Consider the following 16,415-nt stretch of genomic DNA (forward strand, 5'->3'; position numbering starts at 1 on the left):
TGCATGATCTACGGCTATGGCTACCGCCAAGGAGAACGCGGCGATCGGGCTGCGGGCGCTGCGCAAGTCGTTCGGCGAGGTGCACGCCGTCGACGGGGTCGAACTGGACGTGGCCGAGGGCGAGTTCTTCTCCCTGCTCGGTCCTTCGGGCTCGGGCAAGACGACCGTGCTGCGGCTCGTGGCGGGGTTCGAGAAGCCGTCGAGCGGCACGATCCACCTCGCCGGCGAGGACGTGACCCGGCGCGCGCCCTTCGAGCGCGACGTCACCACTGTCTTCCAGGACTACGCCCTGTTCCCGCACATGAACGTCGAGCAGAACGTCGCGTACGGGCTCAGGGTGCGCGGCGTCCCGCGCCGCGAGCAGGCCGAGCGGGCCCGCGCCGCCCTTGAGTCCGTGCGCCTGGAGGGCTTCGGCGCGCGCAGACCGGGACAGCTCTCCGGAGGGCAGCGCCAACGCGTCGCCCTGGCGCGGGCGTTGGTGGTGCGCCCGCGCGTGCTGCTGCTCGACGAGCCGCTCGGCGCCCTCGACCTCAAGCTGCGCGAACAGATGCAGACCGAGCTGAAGGAGCTCCAGCGCGAGGTCGGCATCACGTTCGTCCTCGTCACCCACGACCAGGAGGAGGCCCTCGCGCTCAGCGACCGCGTCGCCGTCCTCAACGCCGGACGCGTCGAACAGGTCGGCACACCACGGGAGTTGTACGAGCACCCGGCCTCCGCCTTCGTCGCGTCCTTCGTCGGCACCTCCAACACGCTCACCGGCGCCGCCGCCGAACTCCTCGTCGGGAAACCCGGCACGTACGGCGTCCGCCCCGAGAAGGTCCGGCTCCTCGACGCAGACGCGGAGCCGGACCCCGACCACGACCACAGCGAGGTGCGCGGCACCGTCGCCGACGCCGTGTACCTCGGCGACTGCACCCGCGTCGTCGTCGACACCGACGCGGGCGTCCGCTTCGTCGTCGTACGCCAGAACGCGGGAGCCGGGGCCGAAGCGCCCGCGCCGCCCGGCGCCCGCGTCCTGCTGCGCTGGCACCGCCGCCACAACGTCCCTCTGCACCAGGAAAGTTGACCCACCTCGACGACCAGGGAGTGTGCACGTGCGAGCGACCCGGACCCTGATGGCCGCGACGGCGCTCGGCGGGCTGCTGCTCGCCACCGCCTGCGGCTCCTCCGACGACGGCGGCGGCGCGAAGGGCGCGCCCGGCGGCCGGGGCTTCACCCCGCCGAAGATGTCCGCCCCGAAGTCCCTCGGCAAGACCGAGGGCAAGCTCAACCTGATCGCCTGGGCCGGCTACGCCGAGGACGGCTCGAACGACCCCAAGGTCGACTGGGTGCACCCCTTCGAGAAGAAGACCGGCTGCCAGGTGAGCACGAAGACCGCCGGCACCTCCGACGAGATGGTCAACCTGATGAAGACGGGCCAGTACGACGCCGTCTCCGCCTCAGGCGACGCCTCCCTGCGCCTGATCGCCTCAGGCGACGCCGCCCCGGTCAACACCGATCTCGTACCGCACTACAAGGACATCTTCCCCGGCCTGAAGATGCAGCCGTGGAACTCGGTGAAGAAGGTCGCCTACGGCATCCCGCACGGCCGCGGCGCCAACCTCCTCATGTACCGCACCGACAAGGTGAAGCCCGCGCCCGACTCCTGGAAGGCCGTCTTCGACGACGCCGGACGGCACAAGGGGCACGTCACCGCCTACGACTCGCCGATCTACATCGCCGACGCCGCGCTCTACCTCATGAAGACGAAGCCCGACCTCGGCATCAAGGACCCCTACGCGCTCGACCAGAAGCAGTTCGACGCCGCCGTGAACCTGCTGAAGAAGCAGAACGCGAACGTCGGCGAGTACTGGAGCGACTACCTCAAGGAGATCTCCGCCTTCAAGAGCGGCGACTCCGTCGTCGGCACCAGCTGGCAGGTCATCGTGAACACCGCCCAGAGCGAGAAGGCCCCGGTGAAGGCCGTTCTTCCGACGGAGGGCGCCACCGGCTGGTCCGACACCTGGATGGTCTCCGCGAAGGCCGAGCACCCCAACTGCGCCTACAAATGGCTCGACTGGATCGTCTCGCCGAAGGTGAACGCACAGGTGGCCGAGTACTTCGGCGAGGCGCCCTCCAACGCCAAGGCGTGCGAGGAGACCAGCGACCCCAAGCACTGCGCCACGTTCCACGCCGACGACGCCGCGTACTGGAAGAAGGTGCACTTCTGGACCACGCCCATCCCGCAGTGCCTCGACGGCCGCACCGACACCAAGTGCGTGCCGTACGCGAAGTGGGTGCAGGCCTGGACCGAGATCAAGGGCTGACGTGCCGCCGGCCTCGAAGCGGGCCGCCGGGGCGCTGCACCGCAGCCCCCGGCTCCGCCTCTCCCTGCTGCTCGCCGCGCCCCTCACCTGGCTGGTCGTCGCCTACCTCGGCTCGCTCGCGGTGCTGTTCCTGTCCGCGCTGTGGACCACCGACCCGTTCACCTCCGACATCGTGCGGACGTGGACGCTCGACAACTTCGAGGCGCTGTTCACGACCGGGGTGTACCGGCAGGTGGCGCTGCGCAGCGTCGGCGTCGCGCTCGGCGTCACCGTGCTGTGCGTCGTCGTCGCGTTCCCCATCGCCTTCTTCACGGCGCGCGTCGCGCGGCCCCGGTGGCGCCCGCTGCTCGTCGTCGCGATCCTCACTCCGCTGTGGGCGAGCTACCTCGTCAAGGCGTACGCGTGGCGCGTCATGCTCGCCCAAGGCGGCCTGCTCGACTGGCTGTTGAGGCCCTTCGGCCTGGGCGCCCCCGGCTACGGGCTCGTCGCGACCGTGCTCGTCCTGACGTACCTCTGGCTGCCGTACATGATCCTGCCGATCCACGCCGGCCTCGAACGCGTCCCCGACAGCATGCTCGACGCCTCGGCCGACCTCGGCGCCCGCTCCTGGCGCACCTTCCGCACGGTGCTGCTGCCGCTGGTGCTGCCGTCGGTCGCCGCGGGCTCGGTGTTCACGTTCTCGCTCAGTCTCGGCGACTACATCGCCGTGCAGATCGTCGGCGGCAGGACACAGCTGATCGGGAACCTCGTCTACTCGAACATCACGCTCGACCTGCCGCTCGCCGCGGCGCTCGGCACCGTGCCGGTCGTGGTCATCGTCCTCTACCTGCTGGCGGTGCGCCGCACCGGCGCGCTCAGCAGCCTCTGAAGGGGGCCGCAGATGCACCTGTCCCGCCCGGCCCGCGTCGCGCTGCGCGTCGGCGCCGTCGTCGGCTTCACCGTCATCTACGTCCCGCTGCTCCTGGTCGTCGTCAACTCGCTCAACCCGGACCGCAGTTCGGGCTGGCCGCCGCCCGGGGTCACCTTCGAGTGGTGGCGCGACGCCTGGCACAGCGCGGGCGCGCGGGACGCGCTGTGGACGTCGGTGAAGGCGGGCGTCGGCGCCACGGCGATCGCCCTCGTCCTCGGTACGCTCGTCGCCTTCGCGGTCTCCCGCCACCGGTTCTTCGGCCGCGAGGCGATCTCCTTCGCGGTCGTCCTGCCCATCGCGCTGCCCGGCATTGTCACCGGCGTCGCCCTCAACACGGCCTTCCGCACGGTCCTCGAACCCCTCGGCATCGGGCTGGGCCTGTTCACGGTGGTCGTCGGCCACGCCACGTTCTGCGTGGTGGTCGTCTTCAACAACGTCGCGGCCCGGCTGCGCCGCCTCACCGGCACGTACGAGGAAGCCGCGATGGACCTCGGCGCCGACACCTTCCGGACCTTTCGCGACATCACGTTCCCGCTGATGCGGTCCGCGCTCGCGGCGGGCGGCCTCCTCGCGTTCGCGCTGTCCTTCGACGAGATCGTGGTCACGACGTTCACGGCGGGCGCGGGCGTCCAGACGCTGCCGATCTGGATCTTCTCCAACATGGCCCGCCCCCAACAGGCCCCCGTCGTCAACGTCGTGGCGGTCGTCCTGGTGCTGCTCTCCGTGATCCCGGTGTACGTCGCCCAGCGGCTGTCGTCGGACACTGCGGCGGGCAGCAGGGTGTGACCAGGGCTTGTTAGGTGACCCTAACTTAACGTCGTATAGGGTTCGGGAATGCATGAGTACCAGGAGCTGCGCTCCCCGGAGCAGCTGCGCGAGATCCTCGGCGAACCGTGGCCCATCGTGATCGACAAGGTGCACACGGAGCTCACCGCGAAGGACCGGGAGCTGCTCGCCCGCTCACCGTTCTGCCTCGTCGCCACGTCCGACGCGGACGGCAACTGCGACACCTCGCCGCGCGGCGACGCGCCCGGCTTCGCGCACGTCGTCGACGACCGCACGATCGCCCTGCCGGACCGGCCGGGGAACCGGCGCGGCGACAGCTTCCACAACATCCTTCAGAACCCGCACGCGGGCCTGCTCTTCCTGATACCCGGCGCCAAGGACGTCCTGCGGATCAACGGCCGCGCCCGCGTCCTCACCGACGCCCCCTTCTTTCCCGACATGTCCCTCAAGGGCGTCCCCCCGACCCTCGCCCTCCTCCTCCACATCGACGAGATCTACCTCCACTGCCCCCAGTCCCTGAACCGGGCGGGACTGTGGCGTCCGGAGACGTGGGAGGGGGCGGAACAGTAGGCTGACGGCGTGGGACGGGAAGCGCCGGACACGGGCGAAGGAGGTACGTCATGACCGCCGAGATGGTCGCACCGGACTGGATGCACACGCCGATCAGTGCGGAGCAGTACGACTCCTGGACCGAGGAGCAGTGTGCCGGCATCGAGGTCGTGGACGGGATGGTCGTGGTGAGCCCCAGCGCGTCCAAGCGGCACAATCGGCTCGCCCGCATCCTGGCCAACGCCCTGGACGCCGCCGCGGGCGCGGACTGGAACGCCGACACCGACTTCGACGTGCGCCTGCAGGACGTCCCCCTCACCAACAGGCGACCCGATGTCACCGTGTACCGGGCCGACACCATCGACCTCACGCCTACCCGCCCCGAACACGTGCTCCTCGTCGTCGAGGTTGTCTCGCCCGGGTCGGAGACCACCGACAGGATCGTCAAGGTCGACCAGTACGCGAAGGCCGGCATCCCCTTCTACTGGCGCATCGAACAGGCCGTCACCGGCCTGCCTATCGTCTACACCTACGTGTTGGACCCCGCGAACAAGGCCTACCGGGACGGTGACGTGTTCACCGGCACGGTCAAGGCCACCGCGCCCTTCGAGGTGACGGTCGACCTCGGAGCCCTGTGAAGCCCGCCTAGACTTGCCCGCGTACGCATGCCGGGGAGCGGGACAGGAGTGGACAGTGGTCGCAGGGGCCGGGCGGTTCGAGGATCCGTCGGGTGAGGTGCTCGCCGAGGCGGCCGAGGCGTTCGCGCTGCTCGCGTCGCCCGTGCGGCTGCACATGGTGTGGGCCCTCGCGCAGGGCGAGAGCGACGTGAGCGGGCTCGCCGAGCGGGTCGGCGGCGCGCTGCCCGCCGTCAGCCAGCACCTGACGAAGCTGAAGCTCGCCGGCCTCGTGCGCTCGCGCCGCGAGGGCCGCCGCCAGGTGTACTACGTCGACGACCCCGAGGTCGTCAGCGTCGTCCACCTCATGATCGGCCAGCTCACCGAGCGCGCCGAGCAGGCGAAGGCGCCGGTGCGCCGCCTGCGTGGCGCCGGGGCCTGAAGGCCGGGCCGTGGCCGTCTCCGACCCGGCCGCGCGGACCGCTGCGCTGCCGCACCCCCGCCCGGCCCCCACGGCACCGACCGCCCTCCAGACCCTGCGCGCCCTGGACACGGGTCCGCGCGGACTGACCACGGCACAGGCCGAGGAACGGCTCGCCCGGCACGGCGGCAACACCCTGCCCACCGCCCGGCAGCCGTCCTGGCCGCTGCGGATGTGGCGCAGCCTGCGCGATCCGTTCACCACGGTCCTGTTCTGCCTCGGCCTCGTCTCGGCGCTGGTCGCCTCCTGGGGTACCGCCTGCGTCATCCTCGCCCTGGTCGTGGTCAGCAGCGTGCTGCGCGCCCACGGCGAGTACCGCGCCGACCGCGCGGGCGCCGGACTGCGCGAGCTGGTGGCGGGCACCGCGAGCGTCCAGCGCCGCGACCACCCCGACGACGAGCCGCGCGTCCGCGAGACACCGGTCGACGACCTCGTGCCGGGCGACGTGGTGCGCCTAGCCCCCGGCGCCCTGGTCCCCGCCGACGTACGCCTGCTGAAGGCGCGGGGTCTGACCGTGCACCAGGCGGCGCTCACGGGGGAGTCCGCGCCCGTGCCCAAGGAGCCGGCCGACCTGCCCGAAGGGGACGGCGAGGGGCATCTCGTCTTCCAGGGCAGCAGCGTCGCCTCCGGCAGCGGCACCGCGGTCGTCGTCGCGACCGGCGCCGAAACCCGGTTCGCCGCCGTGCACCGCACCCGCCGCGAACGCCCGTCGAGCGCCTTCGACCGCAGCGTGCACGGCATATCGTGGGTGCTGATCCGTTTCATGCTGCTGACGCCGCCGCTCGTCCTGATGGCGAACGCGGCGGTGCGCGGCCGGGGCCTGGAGACCCTGCCGTTCGCCGTGGCCGTGGCGGTCGGCCTCACACCGGAGATGCTGCCGGTCATCGTCACCATCTGCCTGGCCCGCGGCGCCGCCCTCCTGGCCCGCTCGCACGGCGTGATCGTGCGCCGCCTGCCCGCGCTGCACGACCTCGGCGCCGTCGACGTGCTGTGCGTCGACAAGACCGGCACCCTCACCCGCGACCGGCCCGCCGTCGACCCCGACCGCACGGACCCGGAGGCGCTGCACTGGGCGGGCGCCTCCGCGTGGTGGACCCTCCAGACCGCCGAACTCACCGACCCCGACCCGCTCGACGAGGCGCTCCTCGCGGCGACGGGCCCCGACGACTGGGACGCGTACGACGGGGTCGACGCGCTGCCCTTCGACCCGGTGCGCCGCCTGGCCACCGCCGTCGTGAAGGAACCCGGAACGCTCGGCGTGCACGTGCTCGCCGTGAAGGGCGCCGTCGCCGAGGTCCTGGAGCGGTGCGCGCTCGACGAGGACGAGCGGGCCGCGCTGCACCGGCGGGCCGCGGACCTCGCGGCGCAGGGCGTCCGGCTCCTTGCCGTGGCCACGGCCGAGCGCGCCGCCCGCGCCCGCGGCTACACCCCTGCCGACGAACGCGGACTGACCTTCCGCGGCTTCGTCGCCTTCCACGACGCCCCGGCCGAGACCGCGCACGACGCCGTGGCCGCCCTCGGCGAGCGCGGCGTCACCGTCAAGGTGCTCACCGGCGACCACCCGGCCACCGCCACCCGCGTCTGCCGTGACGTCGGCATCGATCCCGGCGACGTCGTCGTCGGCGCCGACATCGACCACCTCGACGACGAGCGGCTCGGGGAACTCGCCGACCGCACCACCGTCTTCGCCCGTTGCACCCCCGAGCACAAGGCCCGCGTGATCACCGCCCTGCGCGGCCGCGGCCACACCGCAGGCTTCCTCGGCGACGGCGTCAACGACCTGCCCGCGCTGCGCGCCGCCGACGTCGGCGTGTGCCCCGCGGGCGGCGTCGACGTGGCCCGCGAGAGCGCCCACGTCGTCCTCGCCGACAAGGACCTCACCGCCCTGGAGCACGCCGTCGTGGCGGGCCGGCACTCCAGCGCCAACATCGCCTCGTACCTGCGGATCACGCTCTCGTCGAACCTCGGCAACGTGATCGCGATGCTCGCGGCGGGCCTGCTCCTTCCGTTCCTGCCGATGCTGCCGCCGCAGGTCCTCGTGCAGAACCTGTGCTTCGACGCCGCCCAGCTCGCGCTCGCCTTCGACCGGCCGCGCCCCGCCGTGCTGCGCCGCCCCACCGAACTGCGGCCGCGCCCCTTCCTGCGCTTCATCACCGGCTTCGGCGTCATCGGCGCGCTCGCCGACATCGCGACCTTCGGGGCGCTCGCGCTGTGCCTGCCCGGCTCCCTGGACCTCGGCGACCAGCAGGGCTTCCACGCCGGCTGGTTCACCGAGAACCTGCTGACCCAGGCCCTCGTGATGCTTCTGCTGCGCACGGGACGGCAGGCCGCGGAGGGCAGGACGCCGGGCCCGGTGCGCTGGGCCGCGACGGGGCTCGCCGCCGTCGGCATCCTGCTGCCGCTGACCCCGCTCGGCCCCTGGCTCGGCGTCTCGGGCCTGCCGCCGCTGTACTACCCGCTGCTCGCGGCGGTCCTCCTCGTGTACGCGCTCGCGCTGGTGCTGCTGCGCCGCCGCGGGCTGCGCGCGGGTCAGCCGTAGGACAGGTGGGAGCAGATGTTCTCGTCGGCCGAGCGCGCCCCGTCCGCCACCTGGGAGGGCACGGCGGTCGGCGCCGGTGAGCCCTCGGTGCCCGGCTTGTAGTCCGCGCCGAGCACCACACCGATGCCGGGGGCGGTGCCCGCGGCGAGCTCCGCGTCGGGGAAGAGCCGGGCGACGGCGGAGGCGTGGGCCTTCTCGCCGGGGCCGTAGGTGATGGTCGTGGTGGGGCGGGCCTGGTCGGCCGCGTTGCCGGTGGCCGTCACCGTGAAGCCGTGCCCGGTGAGCGCCTTGGCGGCCTCGGCGGCGAGGCCCGGGGTGGCGGTGCCGTTGTAGACGGCGACGGAGACGCCCTCCCCTGACACGGACACCGCCTCGCTGGGGGAGGGCGAGGCCGAGGCGCCGGCCGCGGCCTTCTTGCCGCCCTTCTTCCCGCTCGCGTCCTTGCCGTCGAGGGTGCGGTCCTCCTTGAGCGCCGCCCACAGCGCGTCCGCGTCCGGGTGCACGACGGCGACGCGGTCACCTTCGTACTTCCAGGGGATCGTGACGAACTTCGTGTTGTGCAGGTCGACGTTCTTGAGCGACATCGCGAACGCGAGCAGCTTGTCGGCGGAGCCGAGGCCCGGGTCGACGGTCATCGACTTCGTGGCGGCGTCGGCGAGCGGCAGCAGCTTGGTGGGCGTGAATCCGTCGCTCTTGATCTTCTTGATGAGGCTGGAGACGAACGACTGCTGGCGCTGGATGCGGCCGATGTCCGAGCCGTCGCCGATGCCGTGCCGGATGCGGACGTAGTCGAGCGCCCGCTGTCCCGCGACGGTCTGCTCGCCCTTCTTGAAGATGCGGTCGCCGCGCGTGGCCCGGTTCGGGTTGAGGTCCTTCTGGTAGACATCGTTCGGCAGGCACACGCGGACGCCGCCGACCACGTCGGTGAGCTGCGAGAAGCCCTTGAAGTCGACGACGACGGTGTGGTCGACGCGCAGCCCCGTCAGCTCCTCGACGGTGTTCTGCGTGCAGGCCGGGTTGCCCTCCGCCGTCTGTCCCGTCGTGTACGCCGCGTTGAACATCGTGTCCGTACGGGTGCTGCTCCAGGTCCCGTCGGGGAGCTTGCACGGCGGGATCGTGACCAGGGTGTCGCGGGGGATGGAGACGCCGACGGCGTGCCGGTGGTCGGCGTAGACGTGCAGCAGGAACGCGGTGTCGGAGCGGCCGATGTCGTTCTTGTCGCCGCCGCCGAGGTCGCTGTTGCCACCGGTGCGCGCGTCGGTGCCGATCACCAGCACGTTCTCACCCTTGGACGAGTCGGCCGCGGGCCGGTTCCTCGACAGTCCGTCGGCGCCGAACGTGTCGATGTTGCCGTTCAGCTTCAGGTACAGCCAGCCCGCCCCGCCCGTGATGAGCACGAGGAACGCGAGCCCCGTGACGAGCGTGATCGAAAGTCGGCTGCGCTTGCGCCGTCGCCCCATAGCAGTGCCCTTGCTCCCGGTCCGCTCGTTGGTTGTACAGTTGCGCAATGTAGCAAGCGCGGCTGTGGGGACCTCACGTCCACCCCGTCCGCGGTCCGACCACGAGCAAGAGGTGGACCCATGTTCCGTAACGCACTGGAGCCCTGGCACCTGTTGGTCCTGGGCGTCGTGATCATCGTGCTCTTCGGCTCCAAGAAGCTGCCGGACACCGCACGCTCCCTGGGCAAGTCTTTGCGCATCCTCAAGAGCGAGACGAAGGCCATGAAGGAGAGCGACGAGACCGCGGCACCACTTTAAGCATTGCGCAACTGTTCGAAATGATGTGGAGGTAGCAGCAGTGGGAGTTTCCCTGAGCAAGGGCGGCAACGTGTCGCTCAGCAAGGAGGCGCCGGGCCTGACCGCGGTGACGGTCGGCCTCGGCTGGGACGTGCGCACGACGACGGGTGCCGACTACGACCTCGACGCGAGCGCCCTGCTGTGCGACACGGCCGGGAAGGTGCTCTCGGACGGGCACTTCGTCTTCTACAACAACCTCACCAGCCCGGACGGCTCCGTCGAGCACACCGGGGACAACCTCACCGGTGAGGGCGAGGGCGACGACGAGAGCGTCAAGGTGAACCTCGCCGGGGTGCCCGCCGAGGTCGACAAGATCGTGTTCCCGGTGTCCATCCACGACGCCGAGGTGCGCGGCCAGAGCTTCGGCCAGGTCCGCAACGCGTTCATCCGCGTCGTGAACCAGGCGGGCGGCGCCGAGATCGCCCGCTACGACCTGTCGGAGGACGCCTCCACCGAGACCGCCATGGTCTTCGGCGAGCTGTACCGGCACGGCGGCGAGTGGAAGTTCCGCGCCGTCGGCCAGGGCTACGCCTCAGGTCTGCGCGGCATCGCCCAGGACTTCGGCGTCAACGTCTGACGCCGCCGGTCCCACGCGCCGCCTCCCCCGCTCGCCGGGGCGGGCGGCGCGCCCGTACGACGCACTCCTCGACCGCCCGATCAGAAAGCACCGCATGTCCGTGAATCTGGCCAAGGGCCAGCAGATCAGCCTCAGCAAGGACACCGGCGACGCCCTGACCCTCGTGCGCATGGGCCTCGGCTGGCAGGCCGCACCGCGCAAGGGCTTCCTCGCCAAGCTGACCGGCGCCCGCGAGATCGACCTCGACGCGTCGGCCGTGCTCTTCGCCGGGAAGCGCCACGCCGACGTGGTCTTCTTCCAACGCCTCATCAGCCAGGACGGCTCGGTGCGGCACAGCGGCGACAACCTCGTGGGCGGCACCGGGCAGGCCGACGACGAGTCCATCGCCGTCGACCTGTCGCGGGTGCCCGCCGAGGTCGACCAGATCGTCTTCACCGTGAACTCGTTCACCGGGCAGACCTTCGCCGAGGTCGGCAGCGCGTACTGCCGCCTCGTCGACGAGACCACCGGAGAGGAACTCGCCCGCTACACCCTGGACGGCGGCGGCCACCACACCGCGCAGATCATGGCCAAGGTGCGGCGCGAGGGCTCCGGCTGGCAGCTCAGAGCGATCGGGGAGCCGGCCGCCGGCCGGACCTTCCAGGACCTGCTGCCGGCGATCACCTGCCACCTGTGAGCCTGACGGCGGTCCCGGCCCCGGCGCGCACGAGCGCGCCCAAGGGCCGGGACGCGTTCCACGACAACGCCAAGTACCTCGCGATCGTGCTGGTCGCGATGGGGCACGCGTGGGAGCCGCTGCGCGACGACAGCCGGGCCGCGGCCGCGCTCTACATGACGGTCTACGCGTTCCACATGCCGGCGTTCATCGTCATCTCCGGCTACTTCTCGCGGTCCTTCGACGCGAGCCCCGGCCGACTGAAGCGGCTGATCACCGGGGTGGCGGTGCCGTACGTCGTGTTCGAGGTCGCCTACACGTTCTTCAAGCGGACGGCGGGCGACGACCCCGGCTACCCGATCAGCCTGCTCGACCCCTGGTACCTCACGTGGTTCCTGATCGCGCTGTTCGTGTGGCGGCTCACCACGCCGCTGTGGAAGGTGATCCGGTGGCCGCTGCCGTTGGCGCTCGCCATCGCGGCGCTCGCCTCCGTGTCGCCCAGCATCGGTGACGACCTGGACCTGCAGCGCGTCCTGCAGTTCCTGCCGTTCTTCGTGCTCGGCCTCGTCCTGAGGCCCGAGCACTTCCAGTTGGTGCGCCGCAAGGAGGTGCGGATCCTGGCGGTACCGGTGTTCGCCTCCGCGCTGCTGTTCGCGTACTGGGCGGTGCCGCGGATGAACTCCGCGTGGTTCTACCGCCGGGACAGCGCCCAGGAGTTGGGCGCGCCCGGCTGGACCGGTGTCGTCATGACGCTGGCCATGTTCGGCTGCTCGGCGATCCTCACCGCGTGCTTCTTCGCGTGGGTCCCCGGCCGCAGGACGTGGTTCACGGCGCTCGGCGCGGGCACCCTGTACGGCTATCTGCTGCACGGCTTCCTGGCCAAGGGCTCGCGCTTCTGGGACTGGTACGAGCCGGCCTGGGTGCACACCCCGTGGGGCGAGGTCGTCGTGACGCTCGTCGCGGCGGTCGTGATCACCGCGCTGTGCACATCACCCGTGCGACGCGTGTTCAGATGCGTGATGGAGCCGCGGATGGAGTGGGCGTTCAGGCGGGACACCGCACGGCAGCGCGCGTGATCTAGGGTCTCGGCATGAAGACGATCACGGGGGTCCCGGATGGCCGGCCCACCGCCGAGGCGGCGGCGCGCGCCGTCCAGGACGAGCTGCGCGACCGTGTCGTACGGGACGAGACTGGGCCGCCGCCCGGCACCGGCACGGTCACCGGTATCGACGTCGCGTACGACGACGGGCGCGGCGTCGTCGCGGCGGCCGCCGTCGTCCTGGACGCGGCCACGCACGCCGTGGTCGAGGAGGCGACGGCCGTCGGCGAGGTCGCCTTCCCCTACGTGCCCGGCCTGTTGGCGTTCCGCGAGATCCCGGCGGTCGTCGGCGCGCTCGAGGCGCTCACCGTCGACCCCGGGCTCGTCGTCTGCGACGGCTACGGGCTCGCGCACCCGCGCCGCTTCGGCCTGGCGAGCCACCTCGGGGTGCTCACCGGGCTGCCCACGATGGGCGTCGCCAAGAACCCGTTCGTCTTCTCGCACGGGGAGTTGGGTGAGGAACGGGGGAGCGCGGCGGCCCTGCTCGACGGCGCCGACGAGGTCGGCCGCGCGCTGCGCACGCAGGACGGCGTGAAACCCGTCTACGTGTCGGTGGGCCACCGGATCTCGCTCGACAACGCGTGCGCGCACGCGTTGTCGCTCACGCCGACGTACCGCGTCCCGGAGACGACCCGGCGGGCCGACCGGCTGTGCCGGGACGCGCTCGCCGCGCTCAGCGCTCGGCCGCGACCCGGAACGTGATGCCGGCCGCCGTCAGCCGCTCGATCAGGGCGTCGCCCATGGCCTCGACGGTGGTCACCTGCCCGGCCGCGTACGGGAGTTCGTCCTGGGCGAGGCAGAGCGCGGACTCGGCGAGCATCTTCGCCGTCTCGCCGTAGCCGGGGTCGCCGCCCGCCACCTCCGTGTAGACGCGGCGCCCGCCGCCCTCGCCCACGAACCGCACCGTGAACCAGCTCTTCGCGCGGCGCGCCTCGTCAGGACCCTCGCCCGGCTTCAGGCGCCCGCCCAACCAGCGCCGCACCGGCGGCACCTGGGCGGCGCCGAACAGCGCGCCCATGCCCACGACGCCGCCCACCGCGAACGGCAGCGTCTTCACCGCCGCGTAGTGCCGGTAGCGGAAGTCCGGGCCGTAGCGCTCCAGGGCGCGCGCCGAGCGCTGCACGATCTGCGGGTCGATGGTCGGCAACGGCAGGGCCCACGCGCCGAGTTCCTTGGCGTAGCGCGGGGTGCCGGTCGGGGCGTACGCGGTGCGGTCGAGGGGACGGGGTTCGTTCCGGCGCCGCTCCTGCTGCGCGGCGAGCATCTGCCGGGCCCGCGAGAACTGGTTCAGGGCGGAGTTGAAGGTGCCGCCGGAGAACGTCGCGTTGGACCGTACGAAGCCGTCGACGCGCAGCGGCACGTCCTCCGGGAGTTGCTTGACGGTGAAGTACGCGCCCAGGTCGTGCGGGACCGAGTCGAAGCCGCAGGCGTGCACGATGCGGGCGCCGGTGTCGCGGGCGCGCGCGTCGTGGCGCACGTACATGAGGTCGACGAACTCGGGCTCGCCCGTCAGGTCCACATAGTCGGTGCCCGCGTCCGCGCACGCGGCGACGAGCCCCTCGCCGTACTCCAGGTACGGGCCCACGGTCGTGGCCACCACCCGCGTGTTGGCGGCGAGTTCGCGCAGCGTGGCCCGGTCGGCGACGTCAGCGCGCTCCAGCGGCAGCACCGCGCACTCGGGGTTGATCTCGGTCAGCCGCTCCCGCAGCCGCTCCAGCTTCGTGGTGTCGCGCCCCGCGATCGCCCACCGCAGCCCCTCGGGCGCGTGGGCCGCGAGGTACTCGGCGGTGAGCACCCCCACGAACCCCGTCGCACCGAACAGCACCACGTCGTACGTCCTGCCCACCTCGTTCATGCCACCCCTCACCCGTCTCGCACGCCGATGTCGGTGGCCGAGGCTAACGTGACGGGTGGTGCGTCAGCAGGAGGGCCCCCTCCGAGGAGGCGGCGGCCGACGGTTCAGGCGCCCCGTGCGCCGGCCGCGAGGGCCCCGAGGTCGACCGTCTCGTCGGGCGAGGGCTTCTCGGGGCGCACGGCCTTGCCGTAGTCGCTGAAGGTGGCGCTGTTGGGGCTCCTGCCGCCGGACTCCGTGGTGCGCAGGACGTACGGCTCGCCCTCTGCGGCGACGTAGAGCGAGAGCGTCCCGCCCTCTGCGGACCTCTTCGTGAGCTTCAGCGCCTTCGTGCCGTCGACGCTGGTCGTGCCGCTCTTCTTCAGGCCCCTGCGCTGGGACTTGTCCTCGTCCATGGACGCGACGAGGCTCTGCTTGTCGCACAGGTTCTTGGTCATCGCGTCGGACGCCGGGGTCTTCACCCACTTGTCCTCGAGTTTCGGCACGACCTTGTCGGCCCCGGGCTGCCGTTTCAGCGCGGCCTGCCAGTACTTCCGGTCGCCGCGCAGGTAGAGCGTGCCGTCGAGGTGGCGTACGTCGGCCCGCGTGCCCGCCACGGTGACGGTGCCCTCGCAGTTCTTCCGCCGGTCCACGGCGAGGTCGACGGCGACCTCGCCGCCCGACTCCTGCCGCGTGGTGCCCTTCACGTGCATCGAGTCGGCCTGCCGCGTCGCCCGTACCGCGTCCGCGGCGATGCGGTCGGCGCTCTTGCCCGCGAAGGCGTCGTCCGGCGCCTCCTTGTCGCCGCCGCAGCCCCCGAGCCCCAGGGCCGCGACCCCGGCGACGACCGTCAGTGCCATCGCTCGCCTGCTGTGCGCCACTTCGTCTCCCTCCGTGGTTCGGCACGTTGCGTGAGACGTCACCGACTACCCCTCGCGTCCGAACGGTCACCGGAAGGGAGGCCGCCACTTGGGGCGGCCGGGGCGGAATGGCCGGTACCGGGCCGTGCGGGAGGGGGAAATTGGCTAAGCGCTTGCTTGTCGGGGGTTGTGCTGAGCCTGGCGGGTTCATAGCATCACTGGTGTTACATCAGTAGTGTCACAAGCTGGGGGCGTGGCGGGATGGCAGTGGCAGGGACCGGGAGCGGGCACGGGCCGCTGGCCGGGGTGCGTGTGGTGGAGCTGGCCGGAATCGGGCCGGGGCCCTTCGCCGCGATGCTCCTCGCCGACCTCGGGGCCGACGTCGTACGGGTCGACAGGCCGGGCGGTCAGGCGCTCGGGCTGCCCCCGGAGTTCGACGTGACGAACCGCAACAAGCGGTCCGTGGTCGTCGACCTGAAGGCGGCGGACGGCGCCGAGCGGGTGCTCGCGCTCGCCGAGCGGGCCGACGTGCTCATCGAGGGGTACCGGCCGGGCGTCGCCGAGCGGCTCGGCGTCGGACCCGACGACTGCCGCGCCCGCAATCCGAAGCTCGTCTACGGGCGGATGACCGGCTGGGGCCAGGACGGGCCGCTCGCCCAGCGTGCGGGCCACGACCTCGGGTACATCGCGCTGACCGGAGCCCTCGGCATGACCGGCGACCCCGACCGCCCGCCGGTGGCCCCCGCGAACCTGCTCGGCGACTACGCGGGCGGCTCGCTCTACCTCGTCGTCGGCATCCTCGCCGCCCTCCACCACGCCCGCGACACGGGCGCCGGGCAGGTCGTCGACGCCGCGATCGTCGACGGCACCGCCCACCTCTCCACGATGATCCACGGGATGCTCGCGGCCGGCGGCTGGCAGGACCGGCGCGCCGCCAACCTCCTCGACGGCGGCGCCCCGTTCTACGGCACGTACGAGACCGCCGACGGCCGGTACATGGCGGTCGGCGCCCTCGAGCAGCAGTTCTACGCCGAGTTCGCCGAGCTGCTGGGTCTCGGCGAGGCCGCCGACGCGCGCAACGACCTGTCCCGCTGGGGCGAGCTGCGCGCCGCCGTCGCCGCCCGCTTCAAGGAACGTACGCGCGACGAGTGGACGGCCGTCTTCGAGGGCTCGGACGCCTGCGTCGCCCCCGTGCTCGGCCTCCAGGAGGCCCCGCGCCACCCGCACCTCGCCGCCCGCGGCACCTTCGTCGACCACGGCGGCATCACCCAGCCCGCCCCCGCGCCCCGCTTCTCCGACACGCCCACCAGCGTCCACTCGGGCCCCGCCCAGCCCGGCGCCGACACCGCAGACGTCGCGCTCGACTGGGACGTACCGGCCCTGAACGAGCCCACCACGAAAGGCAGTTGATC

16 protein-coding genes and 1 pseudogene are annotated in these 16,415 nt (G+C 72.0%); 14 read left to right on the forward strand and 3 right to left on the reverse strand.

Features of this window, described 5'->3' with window-relative positions; translation table 11 throughout:
• The first annotated feature begins 16 nt into the window (after positions 1 to 16).
• Genes ACTWJ8_RS32380 through mgtA form a run of 8 tightly spaced genes read left to right on the forward strand, consistent with a single transcriptional unit; the run spans position 17 to position 8,185 of the window.
• Positions 17 to 1,066: an ABC transporter ATP-binding protein gene (locus ACTWJ8_RS32380; RefSeq protein WP_443261128.1), complete on the forward strand. Its 1,050-nt coding sequence runs from the start codon at positions 17 to 19 to the stop codon at positions 1,064 to 1,066.
• Positions 1,067 to 1,094: 28 nt separating this feature from the next.
• Entirely contained in the window at positions 1,095 to 2,306 is a 1,212-nt protein-coding gene (locus tag ACTWJ8_RS32385; protein WP_443261129.1) for an ABC transporter substrate-binding protein, read from the forward strand.
• Position 2,307: 1 nt separating this feature from the next.
• Positions 2,308 to 3,174, forward strand: a complete 867-nt coding sequence (locus tag ACTWJ8_RS32390; RefSeq protein ID WP_443261130.1) for an ABC transporter permease — start codon at positions 2,308 to 2,310, stop codon at positions 3,172 to 3,174.
• Positions 3,175 to 3,186: 12 nt separating this feature from the next.
• A complete protein-coding gene (locus ACTWJ8_RS32395) occupies positions 3,187 to 4,002 on the forward strand; it encodes an ABC transporter permease (RefSeq protein WP_356373706.1) in 816 nt (271 codons plus the stop codon).
• 48 nt (positions 4,003 to 4,050) lie between these two features.
• Positions 4,051 to 4,572, forward strand: a complete 522-nt coding sequence (locus ACTWJ8_RS32400; protein ID WP_356373705.1) for an MSMEG_1061 family FMN-dependent PPOX-type flavoprotein — start codon at positions 4,051 to 4,053, stop codon at positions 4,570 to 4,572.
• A 50-nt stretch (positions 4,573 to 4,622) separates the two neighbouring features.
• Positions 4,623 to 5,189: a Uma2 family endonuclease gene (locus ACTWJ8_RS32405; RefSeq protein WP_443261131.1), complete on the forward strand. Its 567-nt coding sequence runs from the start codon at positions 4,623 to 4,625 to the stop codon at positions 5,187 to 5,189.
• A 55-nt stretch (positions 5,190 to 5,244) separates the two neighbouring features.
• Positions 5,245 to 5,607 carry an ArsR/SmtB family transcription factor gene (locus ACTWJ8_RS32410; RefSeq protein WP_356373703.1) on the forward strand — a complete coding sequence of 121 codons (363 nt, stop codon included), beginning with the start codon at positions 5,245 to 5,247 and terminating at the stop codon, positions 5,605 to 5,607.
• Complete coding sequence (gene mgtA, locus ACTWJ8_RS32415; RefSeq protein ID WP_443261132.1) at positions 5,591 to 8,185, forward strand: magnesium-translocating P-type ATPase; 2,595 nt, start codon at positions 5,591 to 5,593, stop codon at positions 8,183 to 8,185. The genes ACTWJ8_RS32410 and mgtA overlap by 17 nt, the downstream gene beginning before the upstream one ends.
• Here mgtA and ACTWJ8_RS32420 read toward each other — a convergent pair.
• Positions 8,176 to 9,645 (reverse strand): LCP family protein, encoded by a 1,470-nt coding sequence (locus ACTWJ8_RS32420; protein ID WP_356373702.1) that lies wholly within the window; start codon positions 9,643 to 9,645, stop codon positions 8,176 to 8,178. The genes mgtA and ACTWJ8_RS32420 overlap by 10 nt on opposite strands.
• Before the next feature lie 120 nt (positions 9,646 to 9,765).
• Here ACTWJ8_RS32420 and tatA point away from each other — a divergent pair.
• The 5 genes and pseudogenes from tatA to ACTWJ8_RS32445 form a co-directional block, all read left to right on the forward strand.
• Positions 9,766 to 9,927 (forward strand): annotated as a pseudogene (tatA, locus tag ACTWJ8_RS32425) (Sec-independent protein translocase subunit TatA); the annotation flags it as partial.
• Positions 9,928 to 9,982: 55 nt separating this feature from the next.
• Entirely contained in the window at positions 9,983 to 10,558 is a 576-nt protein-coding gene (locus tag ACTWJ8_RS32430) for a TerD family protein (RefSeq protein WP_356373701.1), read from the forward strand.
• A 94-nt stretch (positions 10,559 to 10,652) separates the two neighbouring features.
• A complete protein-coding gene (locus ACTWJ8_RS32435; RefSeq protein WP_443261133.1) occupies positions 10,653 to 11,234 on the forward strand; it encodes a TerD family protein in 582 nt (193 codons plus the stop codon).
• A complete protein-coding gene (locus tag ACTWJ8_RS32440) occupies positions 11,231 to 12,289 on the forward strand; it encodes an acyltransferase family protein (RefSeq protein WP_443261134.1) in 1,059 nt (352 codons plus the stop codon). Before ACTWJ8_RS32435 ends, ACTWJ8_RS32440 begins: the two co-directional genes overlap by 4 nt.
• 14 nt (positions 12,290 to 12,303) lie before the next feature.
• Complete coding sequence (locus tag ACTWJ8_RS32445; protein ID WP_443261135.1) at positions 12,304 to 13,014, forward strand: endonuclease V; 711 nt, start codon at positions 12,304 to 12,306, stop codon at positions 13,012 to 13,014.
• Here ACTWJ8_RS32445 and ACTWJ8_RS32450 read toward each other — a convergent pair.
• Both ACTWJ8_RS32450 and ACTWJ8_RS32455 read right to left on the reverse strand, forming a co-directional pair.
• On the reverse strand, positions 12,986 to 14,167 hold the full coding sequence (locus tag ACTWJ8_RS32450; RefSeq protein ID WP_443261137.1) for a saccharopine dehydrogenase family protein: 1,182 nt from the start codon (positions 14,165 to 14,167) through the stop codon (positions 12,986 to 12,988). The two genes, ACTWJ8_RS32445 and ACTWJ8_RS32450, sit on opposite strands and share 29 nt — an antisense overlap.
• Before the next feature lie 104 nt (positions 14,168 to 14,271).
• The gene (locus tag ACTWJ8_RS32455) at positions 14,272 to 15,024 is read right to left on the reverse strand and encodes a hypothetical protein (RefSeq protein WP_443261138.1); all 753 of its coding nucleotides are present in this window, start codon (positions 15,022 to 15,024) and stop codon (positions 14,272 to 14,274) included.
• A gap of 240 nt (positions 15,025 to 15,264) precedes the next feature.
• Here ACTWJ8_RS32455 and ACTWJ8_RS32460 point away from each other — a divergent pair, with 240 nt between their 5' ends.
• Positions 15,265 to 16,413: a CaiB/BaiF CoA transferase family protein gene (locus ACTWJ8_RS32460; RefSeq protein WP_443261139.1), complete on the forward strand. Its 1,149-nt coding sequence runs from the start codon at positions 15,265 to 15,267 to the stop codon at positions 16,411 to 16,413.
• Positions 16,414 to 16,415: the final 2 nt, after the last annotated feature.

This window comes from Streptomyces sp. SDT5-1, from assembly GCF_052245995.1.
GTDB lineage: Bacteria > Actinomycetota > Actinomycetes > Streptomycetales > Streptomycetaceae > Streptomyces.